Annotated in this window: 8 protein-coding genes; 4 read left to right on the forward strand and 4 right to left on the reverse strand. The window is 63.6% G+C overall.

Translation table 11 applies throughout. The features are described 5' to 3' along the window. Window positions 1-6 precede the first annotated feature (6 nt). From OU998_RS08420 to kduI, 4 genes are all read right to left on the reverse strand, one after another. Window positions 7-1,224, reverse strand: a complete 1,218-nt coding sequence (locus OU998_RS08420) for a rhamnogalacturonan acetylesterase (RefSeq protein WP_267516595.1) — start codon at window positions 1,222-1,224, stop codon at window positions 7-9. 56 nt (window positions 1,225-1,280) lie between these two features. Next, window positions 1,281-2,324 (reverse strand): sugar kinase, encoded by a 1,044-nt coding sequence (locus OU998_RS08425; protein ID WP_267516596.1) that lies wholly within the window; start codon window positions 2,322-2,324, stop codon window positions 1,281-1,283. A 242-nt stretch (window positions 2,325-2,566) separates the two neighbouring features. Next, on the reverse strand, window positions 2,567-3,325 hold the full coding sequence (gene kduD / locus OU998_RS08430) for a 2-dehydro-3-deoxy-D-gluconate 5-dehydrogenase KduD (RefSeq protein ID WP_267516598.1): 759 nt from the start codon (window positions 3,323-3,325) through the stop codon (window positions 2,567-2,569). A gap of 22 nt (window positions 3,326-3,347) precedes the next feature. Then, on the reverse strand, window positions 3,348-4,193 hold the full coding sequence (gene kduI / locus OU998_RS08435) for a 5-dehydro-4-deoxy-D-glucuronate isomerase (protein ID WP_267516600.1): 846 nt from the start codon (window positions 4,191-4,193) through the stop codon (window positions 3,348-3,350). Between the two features lie 284 nt (window positions 4,194-4,477). Between kduI and OU998_RS08440 the strand changes: the two genes are divergently transcribed. From OU998_RS08440 to OU998_RS08455, 4 genes are all read left to right on the forward strand, one after another. Continuing rightward, on the forward strand, window positions 4,478-5,584 hold the full coding sequence (locus OU998_RS08440) for a glycoside hydrolase family 88/105 protein (protein WP_267516601.1): 1,107 nt from the start codon (window positions 4,478-4,480) through the stop codon (window positions 5,582-5,584). A gap of 27 nt (window positions 5,585-5,611) precedes the next feature. Continuing rightward, the gene (locus OU998_RS08445; protein WP_267516603.1) at window positions 5,612-7,243 is read left to right on the forward strand and encodes an MFS transporter; all 1,632 of its coding nucleotides are present in this window, start codon (window positions 5,612-5,614) and stop codon (window positions 7,241-7,243) included. Window positions 7,244-7,674: 431 nt separating this feature from the next. Next, window positions 7,675-10,767: a TonB-dependent receptor gene (locus OU998_RS08450; protein WP_267516605.1), complete on the forward strand. Its 3,093-nt coding sequence runs from the start codon at window positions 7,675-7,677 to the stop codon at window positions 10,765-10,767. Window positions 10,768-10,866: 99 nt separating this feature from the next. After that, complete coding sequence (locus OU998_RS08455) at window positions 10,867-13,605, forward strand: Tat pathway signal sequence domain protein (RefSeq protein ID WP_267516606.1); 2,739 nt, start codon at window positions 10,867-10,869, stop codon at window positions 13,603-13,605. Window positions 13,606-13,645 lie beyond the last annotated feature (40 nt).

The raw sequence follows: 13,645 nt of genomic DNA on the forward strand, positions 1-13,645 counted from the left end.
GGGCCTTCAGTCGCCGCGCGGGCGCTGTCGGCTATAGGCGTCGCTGGCGACGATCCCGGTCTCGTCCATCATCGCGGCGTCCGGAACGAACTGCCTCGCCTCGGACGCCACGTGATCACGCAGTGTCGGAATCTCGAGTGCGATCTGCGCCGCGACGGCCCGCGCCAGCAGCCAGGCCCCGGCGTTGTTGTGGTGGGTCCGGTCTGCGCCGCCGTCGTTGAACAGGGCGGCCGAACCGTCGGGGCCCAGGACTTCGTAGATCTCGCGCGAACTATGGTTCAGGTCGATCAGGGGCACGGCTTCTTCCTGCGCGACGCGGCGCACGGCGTCTGGATAGTCGCCCAGGCTGTCTGCGATGCGACCGTCGTGGAAGGTTCGACGCTCAGGCGAGGTGACCAGTACCGGGTGTGCGCCCCTTTGGCGGGCCTCGGCGATGAAAACCCGAAGATAGGCGGGATAGGTGGTCTGCGGGTCGGCATAGGTCTGGGGCCATTGCGTCTTCTGGTCATTGTGACCGAACTGAATGAACAGCCAGTCGTCGGCCTTCAGCGTGGACAGGATCTTGGCCAGTCGCAGTTCGCTGATGAAGGACTTCAGCGTCTCGCCGGAGTGGGCGTAGTTGGCGACGACGATATCCGGGGTCAGCAGCGCGGGCAGCATCTGGCCCCAGCTTGCCGCCGGCTCCGCAGCTTGGTCCGTCACGGTGGAGTCGCCGGCCAGATAGATGACCGGCGCCGTCGCCGGCTCGATATCGATCGAGGCGACGCGCGGTCGGCCCAGGAATTCCAGCGTCAACTTGTCGTCCCAGGTCAGACTGTTCGCCTCCTGGTCGGACAGTCTGACGGCGGATCCGCCCGGCGCATTGGCGGGGGGCTGGGGCAGGGCGGGGCCGCGCACGTGCACCAGGAAGCTGCGGGTGACGGCCGCATTCGCCTGGGTGACCACGTCGCGCGCCATCAGTCTGCGTGCTTCCGCCTTGACGGTCGTCTGTCCGGCTTCGCGGCCGCCGAACCGGATCGTCACCCGATAAACCCCTTCGGGCACGGCGACCGAAAACAGAAAGCCGTCGTCCGATCCCCCCGGCTCATAGCCGTACTGCCCTTGGGTATAGACCTGGTGCGGCGCGACCGCGACACGGCCGGGTTCGCTGGTGGGGGCAGAGAGATCGAACCGCCAGGTCGACAAGGCCGTCGCCGTCGCCATCGCCATCGCCGTCAACATCATGGGGTAGGCTCCAGATCAGCTTGGGGGTGTTTCGATCCGCGTTAAGGCCGCGCGGTCTACCGTCGGATATCGAACCCATTATCCTGCATGGCGGTTTTCACATCCTCTGCCGAAAACAGGTTGAAGTCGCCGGGGACGGAGTGTTTGAGGCCGGCGGCGGCCAGGCCGAAGTCGAGGGCCTGTTGGTCCTTCCATCCGCTCCAAAGACCGAACAGGACGCCGGAGGCGAAGGCGTCGCCGCCGCCGACGCGGTCGATGACGCCGGCCAGCTGAATGGCCTCGGCCTGGGTCTCGATCACGCCGTCTGGGCTGCGGGTCAGCATGACGGCGGACAGGGCCTGGTCGGCGACGCTGTCCTGGACGCGCAGGGTGCAGGCGATGCGTTGCAGGCGGGGGAAGGCGGCGAAGGCGGCGGCTGCGGCCTGACGGCGGCGCACGGCGGGATCGGGGTCGTCGAACTTGGTCTTCAGCACCAGGGCGAAGTCGCGGTCGTCGGCGAAGGCGAGCGTGGCGCCGGCCAGCATCCGGCCCAGGGTGGTGGGCGGATCGCCGTCCCACTGCTCCCACAGCTTGCCGCGGAAATTGCCGTCATAGCTGACCTTGACCCCCTTGCGGACAGCGGTCTCGATCAGGGCGACGGCGGCGGCCGAGCCGTTCGGTCCCGTCGCCGGGGTCACGCCCGAGGCGTGCAGCCATTCGACCCCGTCCAGCAACGGGTCCCAGTCGAAGGCGGTATGGACGTGTTCGACGAAGGCCGAGCCGGCGCGGTCGTACAGAACCTCGGACGGGCGTCGCACCGCGCCGGGCGTCAGGAAATACAGCCCCATCCGGCCCGGCTTGAACACGACCGGGCTGGCGTCGACCCCGTGTTTGCGCACCTCGTCCCGCGCCGCCCGGCCCAGGGGGTTGTCGGCCAGGACGGTGGCCAGGCTGGTCGGGGCGCCGAACTGGGCCAGGGACACGGCCACGTTCGCCTCGGCCCCCGCCGGACGGACCGTCAGGGCGGGGGACTGGAGCAGGAGCTCGTTCTGGTTCGGCGAGAACCGCAGCAGCATCTCGCCGAAGCAGAGAATGCGGTTGGAGGGGGCGTTGTGGGACATGAGACTAACCGCAGCGGGATCGGAACGGCACTGTGCATGACACGGCCGGAATGACGAATAGCGTCTCTCTCACTCACTCTCGCCGTCATCCTCGCCCCTCGGGTCGCGCCTGCGCGGCACGCCCGAGGGCAGGCTCTTGTGGCGAGGATCCATACTCCCGGTGCTTCCGCAGGGTGCGCCGACGTTGAAACCGGGAGTCTGGATCCTCGGGACAAGCCCGAGGATGACGAAAGCGGGAAGGATCAGCGCGCCTGCCAGCCGCCGTCGACCGGCAGGATGGCGCCCTGGACATAGTCCGAGGCCCGGCTGGCCAGGAAGACGGCGGCGCCGCCCAGGTCCGACGGCTCGCCCCAGCGGCCGGCCGGGATCCGGCCCAGGATCTCGGCCGAACGGACCGGATCCTCGCGCAGGGCCTGGGTGTTGGCCGTGGCGAAATAGCCGGGCGCGATGGCGTTGGCGGTGATGCGGTGGGGCGCCCACTCGTTGGCCATCAGCTTGGTCAGGCCGGCGACGCCCGACTTGGACGCCGTATAGGAGGGCACGCGGATGCCGCCCTGGAAGGACAGCATGGAGGCGATGTTGATGATCTTGCCGCCGTCGCCCTGTTTGATGAACAGGCGGGCGACCGCCTGGCTCATGAAGAAGACGGTCTTCAGATTGATGTTCATCACCAGGTCCCAGTCGGCCTCGGTGAAGTCCACCGCATCGGCGCGACGGATCAGGCCGGCGTTGTTCACCAGGATGTCGATCCGGCCCATGGCCGCCAGGGCTTCCTGGACCACCCGCTCCACCGGCTCGATCGAGGTCAGGTCGGCGCTGACGGCATGGGCGCGACGGCCCATGGCCTGAACCAGGGCGACGGTCTCGTCGGAATCGGACAAGGCGACGGAGACGATGTCGGCCCCGGCCTCGGCCAGAGCCAGGGCGATGCCCTGCCCCAGGCCCACATTGCCGCCGGTGACCAGGGCGACCTTGCCGGTCAGGTCGAATGGGTTGCTCATGACATTTTTCCTGTTTTCCCAGTTACTTGAGCTGACAAATGTCGAGCTTGTTCATGTCGGTGTAGTCGAGGTTCTCGCCGCCCATGCCCCAGATGAAGGTGTAGTTGGACGTGCCCGAACCCATGTGGATAGACCAAGGGGGGCTGATCACGGCTTCGCCGTCGGCGACGACGATGTGACGCGCCTTGTCCGGCTCACCCATGAAGTGGAAGACGCGGTCGTTCTCGCCCAGGCCGAAGTAGAGGTAGGCCTCGGAACGGCGGTCGTGCAGGTGCGGCGGCATGGTGTTCCACACCGAGCCCGGCTTCAGCACCGTAACGCCGAGCAGCAGCTGGCAGGATTTGACCTTGGCCGGCACGATATACTGGTAGATGGTTCGTTCGTTCGAGGTTTCCAGCGCGCCCATTTCCAGCGGCACGGCGTCTTCGATCGAGATTTTGGTCAGGTCGTAACGGGCATGGGCCGGCGTCGCGATCAGATAGAATTTGGCCGGTTCTGCGGGGTCTGTTGAGGCGAAGGTCACGTCGGCCGATCCCATGGGGATATAAAGCCCGTCACGGAAGCCTAGCGCCAGGGTCTTTCCGTCGACGCTCACCGAGCCGGCGCCGCCGATGTTGACGACGCCCAGCTCGCGGGCGTGCAGGAAGGGCTTGCCGGCCAGCGACGGTGGTTCGGAATGGCTGGGCAGGGGCAGGGCGACGTCGCCGGGTGTCGCGCCGCCGATGATCATCCGCTCATTGTGCGAATAGTTCAGGCTGATCTTGCCGGGGACGAACATGCCCTCGACCAGATAGCGGTCGCGCAGCTGTTGGTTCGTAGCGCCGTCCATCATGTCGGGATGGGTCGCCTGATAGACCTTGTCGTACATGGAATCTCCGAAAATCAGGGCTGGACGGTTCGAAGGGACCGAGCCTGTCTGAGGTTTGAGCTGTTCGCGAACCCGATCCTTGACCAGGTCCAGATGCTCACATAATGAGAATGATATATAAAAAATGGGACGGCGATGCTAGCGCCGTTTTGAGAATGGGATGGAAGGCTTGGGGGCAAGGAGATGATGCGCGGGCGTGCCCGGCGCCGTCAAATCTCATGCGCGATCCCCATCCTTCGTCTCGCCTTGTTTGATTGGCGCCGCAGGCGCCTGGGAGTGCAGTCATGCCGAATCTGATCCACGACCTGCCCTATGCCGATATCCGCGACACCATCGCGCGGCTGATGGACAATCTGGTGAACATCAAGGACGAGTCGGGCGAGTTCCTGCTGCGGCTCGACGACGGCCGTGTCATCGACACCAAGGGCTGGAACGACTGGGAATGGACCCACGGCATCGGTCTGTACGGTATCTACAAGCTGTACGAACAGACCAATGATCCGGCGGCGCTGGACATCATGCTGAACTGGTTCCGGGACCGGTTTGCAGCCGGCACGCCGACGAAGAACATCAATACCGTCTCACCCTTTCTGACGCTGGCCTATCTGTACGAGCAGACTGGCGATCAGACCTTCATCCCCTATCTCGACACCTGGGCGGAATGGCTGATGGACGGCCTGCCGCGCACAGAGGAGGGGGGATTCCAGCACATCGTCTTCAATGACGAGAACCCGCAAGAAATGTGGGACGACACCCTGATGATGAGCGTCCTGCCGCTGGCCAAGATCGGTCTGGTGCTGGGCCGTCCGGAGTATGTCGAGGAAGCCAAGAAGCAGTTCCTCATACATATCAAATACCTGTTCGACCGTCGGACGGGGTTGTGGTTCCACGGCTGGACATTCCTGGGGCGGCACAATTTCGCTGACGCGCTTTGGGCGCGGGGCAATTGCTGGGTGACGATCGCCATCCCCGAGTTCATCGAACTGCTGGATCTGCCGCCGGAAGACAGTCTGCGGCGTTTCCTGATCGAGACCCTGGAGGCCCAGGTGAAGGCTCTGGCGGAACATCAGGATGAAAGCGGTCTTTGGCGCACCCTGATCAATGACCCGGACAGCTATCTGGAGGCCTCGGCCACCGCAGGCTTCGCCTATGGAATCCTGAAGGCGGTTCGCAAACGCTACATCAGCCCCGAATATGCGCCGATGGCGCTGAAGGCCGTTAAGGGCGTGCTGGCGAATGTGTCGGCCGACGGTGAACTGCGCCAGGTGTCGTTCGGCACCCCGGTCTTCGATGATCTTCAGGGTTATCGCGACATCCCGCTGACCTCCATGCCGTACGGACAGTCGCTGGCCATTCTGTGCCTGGCGGAATTCCTGCGTCAGTACATCTGACGCGCCGCGGTTCGGGAGGGGTCCGCCATGAGTGTCACGTCGTCGCCAATGCGTTCGCCGCGCTGGTACAACTATTGGGGCTGGGGCTCCGGAGACATGCTGGGGGCGGGGGCCCAGGCGGTCATCACCGGCTGGCTCTTCTATTTCTTCACCACCTTCTGCGATCTGACGCCGGTCGAGGCGGGGCTGATCCTGGGATTGCCGCGCCTGCTTGAGGCGATCACCTGTCCGTTGATCGGCTATGTGTCCGATAATCTCAGGCACACATGGATCGGTCGAAAGATCGGGCGTCGCAAGATCTTCTTGCTGATCACCATTCCGCTGCTGCCCAGTTTTGCGCTGATCTTCGTCAGCGGTCAGACCTTCGCCTACTACCTGACGATCTTCATCTTCTTCGAGCTGCTCTACACGATGTTCCTCATTCCGTGGGAGACGCTCGCTGCGGAGATGACGAAGGATTACAAGGAGAAAGCCAAGTTCGCAGGGGCGCGGATGCTGGTGGCCCAGTCTTCGGCGATCCTGGCCTCCTATCTTCCCACCCTGATCATCAACAGGTTCGGCGGTCAGGATTCGGCCCAGACCTTCCTGATCATGGCGACCATATTTGGGCTGCTGTTCAGCCTGGTCGTTCTGATCGTCGTGATCCTCACCTGGGAGCGGCCCTATACCGAGGACGAGAAGGCGGTGGTCGCCAAGCCGTTGGATTGGGGCGCGGCGCTGATGATCCCGGTCAAGATGTTCCGGGATCTGTCTTCGACCCTTCGCATTCGGGCCTTCCGCCAGCATCTGTCGATCTATCTGGGCGGCTATATCTCGCAGGACATCTTCAACACGGCCTTCCCGATCTTCGTCGCCACCGTGATGGCGGGGGCGACGGTGATGATCTCGCAGATGATGACGGCCATGTATGTCGCCCAGTTGGTCTCGGTGATGATCGCCATCCATCTGGTGATCCGCATCGGGCCTGTGGTCGCCTATCGCTCGGCCGCGGCCTTCTTCACCGTGGCCCTGCTGTTGCTGCTGGTCTTCTATTGGGTGCGGCCCGAGATGATGAGCCAGGATCTGTTCGCGGTGGTGAACCCCGCCAGCAGCGCGTTCGACCTGAGCGCCGTCTTCTGGCTGCTGACGCCGGTGATCCTGGCCGGCCTGGGCCGGGGGACGCTGAACTTCGTGCCCTGGTCGGTCTACAACTATCTGCCGGATATCGACGAAGCGGTGACGGGCCAACGCCGCGAAGGAATATTCGCCGGCGTCATGACCCTGGTGCGCAAGCTGGCGCAGTCGGGCGCAATCATCCTGACCGGCTGGATCATCGAGACGGGCGGCTATGTCTCGCCGGTCGCAGGGGCCGGGGTCGTTCAGACGCCCGGGGCCGTGGCGACCGTAGCGGCGCTGCTCGTCATCGGTCCGATCGCGGTCATGACGCTGGGCGCGATCCTGTCCTGGTCTTTCCGTCTCGATGCAGCCAGCCACCAGGTGCTGATGAACGAGATCGAGCGACTGCGAGCGGGCGAAGTGTCGCCCTCCAGTCCGCAGGCGCAGGCGGTGGTGGAGGACCTGACCGGCTGGCCGTACGCCAAACTTTGGGGGCGCAATCCTCTGGTCTCGGAAACCCGGCTGCAGCCGGAACCGAAGAGGCCGTCCGGGCCCGAAAATTGAGGCGATGTCGGCTTGTCTCGGGGGAGAGCGAGCCGGCCGTCGCGCAATGGTTTGCAGGTCTTGATCGACCGTGATCTGGGGTGCCGAGGGTGCAAATTCCCACATTGCGGAACTGCAAAATCATATTTGGCACTAATGAAACGCGATGCTATAGATGGTCGCCAAGAGATAGAGCTCGATAAGGGCCAGCCGCAGCAGAAGGGGAGGAAGTAGTCGCCAGAGCGTCATGAGTGACGCATGGCGCGACTGATTACGCGATGCGCCAACACCGCAATCGATCCGCTTGGCAAATCTTGCCGGGGATCTTCGCTTTTCCAGAAACTGGCCGGGACCGGTCGGGCTGCAAAAGTGTCGCTCAACAATAAGGCTACAAGCCGAGGGAGGACTTCTAAATGCATACCAAGATCAAAGGGCGTTCTACGCACCGATTCATGTTTACGGCCAGCACGGCGGCCTTGTTGATTGGCTCGGCCTGTCCGGCCCTCGCTCAACAGGCGCCGGCGCCGGAGCCTCAGGCGTCGACCGAGGCGACTGTTGTTGATGAAGTGGTCGTGACGGGCATCCGCGCCAGCCTGCAATCGGCGATGGGGCGCAAGCGGAACGCCGGCACGGTGTCGGACTCCATCGTCGCCGACGACATCGGGCAGTTCCCAGACAAGAACGTCGGTGAAGCCCTGGGGCGGGTGACGGGCGTTCAGCTGTCGCGCGACTTCGGCGAAGGCAACGCCGTGTCGATCCGCGGGGTCGAGCCTGATCTGAACCGGGTCGAGGTGAACGGCGTCAGTATTCTTTCCACGGCCGGCAACAGCACTGTTTATGGCGGCGGCGGGCGTTCGAACGACTTCCGTGAATTGCCGGCTGAAATGGTCAAGTCCATCGACGTCTTCAAGGGCTTCACCTCGGACATGACCGAGGGCAGCATCGGCGGCACGGTCGCGGTGACCACGCGCAAGCCGTTGGACTTCCGCGCGCCGACCTTCTCCCTCACGCTTTCGGGGCAGAAGCTCGATACGCTGCCGGACTGGAAGCCGCGCGCCAGCCTGTTCGGGGCCACCCAGTTGCTGGATGGGCGACTGGGGGTGATGGCCAACGTCACCTATGATCGTGTCCTGACCCGCGGCGATTTCTACGACGGCAACTCCTGGGCGCGGCTGGCGGACTTCGACAATTCAGCCGACAAAACAGTCAACTATTACAATCAGTCATACAGCCAGGCTGTGAATGATGCGCTGGCGAGCGTGGGGACGGAGGCGGAGTGCGCGACGATCTCGACGCCCGATGCAAACCTGCTCACGACGTCGGCGGCGCGCACGGCGTGCCTGACCCAGTGGTACGACTATAGCCCGAGGGTTAGCCGTTATCGGGTCTGGACGCGGGACGACGAACGGAAGTCCGGAGAGTTCACCCTTGAGTACAAGTTCAGCGACTCCCTGCGCGCCTTCGCGACCTATCAGACCAACTCGCGCACACAGCAGCTGAACGACATCAACTACGGCACCGACTTTACGTCGTTGGATCGACTGAACTACGCTACCGGATGTCCGCGCGTCACAACGACAACGGCCCAGGCTGTTCCGGGCGTGGTCGTGGATGAGAACCACAATGTCACCTCCTATGTCGTCGGTAGCTGCCTGGGGACGTCCGGACGGGGCGGAGATACGGCCTTCAGCATCTCGTCGCGGGACTTCCGCTACGAAGCGGAGTCCAACTATCTGACCTATGGCTTCCGCTGGGTCGGCGACCGCTTCAAGGTCGATTTCATGGGCGCCAATGCCGAGAGCGAGACGGTGAGCCAGACCAATAACGTGTCGGTCAGCTTCAATACCCCGGGTTTGGTCGTCACTCTGGAGCCCGGCACGTCCGCGCCGGTGTTCACCTTCGCCGAGGGCTATTCGCCGAGCGACGCCTCCGCCGTCAGTCAGTACCAGATCCAGTATCGCCCATCTCAGTCGGCGAATAATGAAGATCAGTACAAGCTGGATGTCGAGTTTGATCCGCGCACGACTTTCCTGACAAATATCAAATTTGGCGCTCGATATTCGGACGCTACTAAGGAAGAATATGGCTATGGTGGGTTCATAGTCAGTAACGGCAATGATCTGGTGTCTCAAGTTGATGACATCGTCATATATACAAACTCGATCAATTCTACGGCACGAATCAGTGACTCGGCGACGGTTGACCAAACTGCCGCTGCTTACGGTAATGCATACGCAACCAACTATTTTACGACGACAGAAACCTGGTCGCGGGCGTTCTCAAACTCGGTGTTCGACGCGGCAATGACGCCTTTGCCGGCCGAGTTCCATTATGCGGGGACCCTGCCGTCGACATGGATGTATCCGAATTACAATAGCGTCGCCCAGTATCTCGATACGTCGAACTTCAATCTGAACAATCTGTATTCCGGCGTCGGAAACGACGGAAATACCTATGATCAGATCCCGGATAGGGTGAAAGAGAAGTCAGACGCGCAGTACATCCGTCTGGACTGGCAGTTGCCGCTGCTGGGCCTGGATATCGTCGGCAATCTCGGACTGCGTCGCGTCCACACGGATATCAGTACGGCAGGCAAGTATGTACGGAACGAGACGAAGCTTGTTAACAACGTGTCGACTACGGCTACGGTGTCCACAACCCTGGTCAACGAGAATAGTGAATATACGAAATGGCTGCCAAGCTTCAACATGAACGCCTGGTTGATCGACAATCAGCTGAGCATGCGCGTCGGCTACGCAAAGTTGATGGCGCGTCCGCTGTACAACTTCTTGATCCCGAACATGACGTGCACCATCAACTACGCCAACGACGGCACCTCGGACGACGGTCCTGACAGCTGCTCCGCCGGGAACCCCGACCTGAAGCCCTATGAGGCCTCCCAGTACGATCTGTCGTTCGAATGGTATCCCAATCGAGACTCGCAGCTTTCCGCTGGTTTCTTCTACAAGGATATCGAGACCTTCTACCTGTCCTCGCGCACCAGCCTGGGCCAGCGGGACGTCTTCGGCGACGGCGTGCTGTACTACTATAACAGCTACATCAACGGCGAAGGCGCGACGATCTCTGGCATTGAGCTGACGGCCAAGACGGCTTTCACCTTCCTGCCCGGCGTGTTCTCGGGCTTCGGCGCCGACGTCAACTATACCTACCAGGAAGCGACCGGAGTCGGCATCTACAGCCAGTTGGACGGTTCCGAACTGCCTTATCCCGGTCTGTCCACCGACAGCTATAATGCGACCCTGTGGTACGAGCGTGGTCCGATCAATGCGCGCCTAGCCTACAACTACCGCTCGGAATATCTGGTCACGGCGGCCGATAACTCGGGCAATCCGGTCATCAAGGATCCGACCGGCTATCTGGACGGCAAGATCTCCTGGAAGGCGCCCGTCAAGGGTCTGACCCTGTTCGCCGAGGGCAAGAACCTGACCAGCGAAGACGAAACCACCTGGGCGGGCGACATTCGCCTGATCAGCACCGGCTATTCGGGACGCCGCTTCTTCGCGGGCCTGACCTACAAATACTAGATCCCTGATCTCCTGAGGGCCGCTGTTCGAAAGGACGGCGGCCCAATTTTTAGTTTTGAGTTCTGACGCCAGCGTCAGTTCGGGCGGACGGAGCATTCCATGGCCTGTGTCACACCTTCTCGCCGCGCCCTTCTGCTGGGGGCGGGCGCCTTGGCGGCGGCCCAGGCCGTCAGCGGGCCGGTCCTGGCCGCAGCGCGCAACGCGCCTGTCGACACCCCGTTGCGATGGCTGGACGGCGAGAAGCCGGGACGGCTTGAGGGCGCGACCTTCGGCGTGCCCTGGCCCCGTGGCGCGGTACGGCCGAGCCAGGCCTTCAGGATCCGCAGCGGCGACGGCCGTGAGACCCCGACCCAGTCCTGGCCGATCGCCTATTGGCCCGACGGCTCCCTGAAATGGTCCGCCCATGCGGTCACCCCAGATGCGGCGGTCGAAGGCCTGTCCATCGTACCGGGCGCGCCCAAGGCGCCGGCCCGGCCCGTGCGCGTCGTCGAAAACGGGACCGAGATCGTCGTCGCGTCCGGCGATCTGGAATGGCGTATTCCCAAGTCAGGTCCGGTCTTGGTGTCGCAGGCGTCGCGCGCCGGTCGCGTCACCGTCCAAAACCTCTCACTGGTCGCCCTGTCCCAGGACAAGGCTGAACTGGCGCCGACCGGCGTGGTGCAGTCGGCGCGCTATGCGGTTCAGATCCGCAAGGTGACGGTCGAACAGACCGGCCCGGTGCGGGCGGTGCTGAAGCTGGACGGCGTGCACAGCGACGGAAGCCGCGAATGGCTGCCGGTCTCGGTGCGCCTGTATTTCTACGCCGGCGCGGAGAGCGTTCGGATCGTGCACAGCTTCATCTTCGACGGCGATCCGGCCCGGGACTTCATCCGGGGCCTGGGCGTCGTGGTCCAGGCGCCGATGACGGACGAAAGCTATAATCGCCATGTCCGCTTCTCCGGCGAAGGGCCTGGAGTCTGGGGCGAGGCGGTGCGGACCCTGACGGGGCTGCGCACCCGCGCCAATCCTACGCCGGCGGTGCGAAGCGCCCAGATCGAGGGTCAGGCGGTGGCCCTTGCCGATCTGCCTGAGATCCTTCGGAACGACGGTCTGCAGTGGATTCCGGAATGGGGCGATTTCACGCTTTCCCAGCTGTCGCCGGACGGCTTCACCCTGCGCAAGCGGACGTCTGAGGGGCATGCCTGGATCGATTCCAACGTCGGCGCCCGCAGCCGAGGCCTGGTCTACGCCGGCGGCGCGACAGGCGGCGTGGCGCTTGGTCTGAAGGATTTCTGGCAAAGGGCGCCGACGGGGCTTGAGGTGCGCAACGCCCATACGGACACGGCGCAGATCACCGCCTGGCTGTGGTCGCCAGAGGCCCCGCCGATGGATATGCGCCCGTACCGCAGCGCCAACGGCATGGATACGACGGCCGAGGAAATGGTCGGCCTCAACATCACCTATGAGGACTATGAGGATGGCTGGGACGACGCGCACGGCGTCGCCCGCACCTCTGAACTGACACTATGGGCCCTGGGGGCGACGCCGTCGCACGCCGCGTTTTCGGCCATGGCCGAACAGGTGGCCGATCCAGCCCGTCTGACAGTCGAACCGGCGCGCCTGCACGCCGCCGGGGTGTTCGGAGACTGGGGCCTGCCAGATGCGTCCACCCCCATCCGTCAGGGGCTGGAAGGCCGTCTGACCTATCTGCTTGACCACTATATGAAGGAGGCCGAGCAGAGGCGCTGGTACGGCTTCTGGTCGTATGGCGACGTCATGCACACCTATGACCCGGACCGTCACATGTGGCGGTACGACGTGGGCGGATACGCCTGGGACAACTCCGAGCTTTCGACCGATCTCTGGCTGTGGACCAGCTATCTCCGCACGGGGCGCGCCGATCTGTTCAAGTTCGCCGAGGCGATGACCCGCCACACCGGCGAGGTCGATGTCTATCATCTGGGGCGGTTCAAGGGGTTTGGAACCCGCCATGGCGTCCAGCACTGGTCCGACTCGTCGAAACAGCCGCGGGTCTCGAATGTCGCCTATCGTCGGATCTATTATTTCCTGACCGCAGACGAGCGGGTGGGCGATCTGATGTGGGAACTGACGAGCTCAGAGCAGGCTCTGCTCAATGTGGACATCTCGCGCAAACTGCCCCCGGCGCCCGGACGGGCCGTTCCAGAGGGGCAGGTGGTGTCCGGCTTCGGAACCTCGTGGGGCGCCTTCATCGCCGCCTGGCTGACCGAATGGGAGCGAACGGGCGACCCGCGTTGGCGCGACCGTATCCTGAACGGAATGAACACGATCGCCGGCATGAAACGTCGCTGGTTCGCGGGTGAAGCGCCCTTTGACTTGGCCACCGGCCGTTATCAGGGGCAGGGCGACTATGTCGGGGTGTCGCATCTCAGCGCGGTGTTCGGGGTCGTCGAGATGACGTCCGAGTTGCTGGATCTGCTGGACGTGCCCGCCTATCGCGCCGCCTGGCTGGAATATTGCCGCTACTATAATGCGCCGCCGGCCGAAATCTCCGCCCTGCTCGGTACTGTCCCGCCGGGGCGCTCGCTGGTGGAGGGGCATTCGCGCCTGTCGGCCTACGCCGCCCATCAGGAGAATGACCACGCCCTGGCTCTACGCGCCTGGTCCGAGTTCCTGGGGCGGGACGCGCAGAGCCTGCGCGCCTTGCTGAACGCCCGGACGACCACCGTCGGCGGGGTGGATGTGTTGCGTCCCATCGAGGAAGACCCGCAGGTTTCGACCAATGACGCGGCTCAGTGGAGCCTGGCGGCCATTCAGAACCTGGCTCTGGTCGGAGACAGTCTGGAGGAAGCCGCCGTGCGGATCGGCTTCACGACATGAAGACAGTGCGGGCGGCCGTCGTTCTGCGGCCGCTCGCCCC

The sequence above is a fragment of the Brevundimonas sp. SL130 genome (assembly GCF_026625805.1).
Lineage (GTDB): Bacteria > Pseudomonadota > Alphaproteobacteria > Caulobacterales > Caulobacteraceae > Brevundimonas.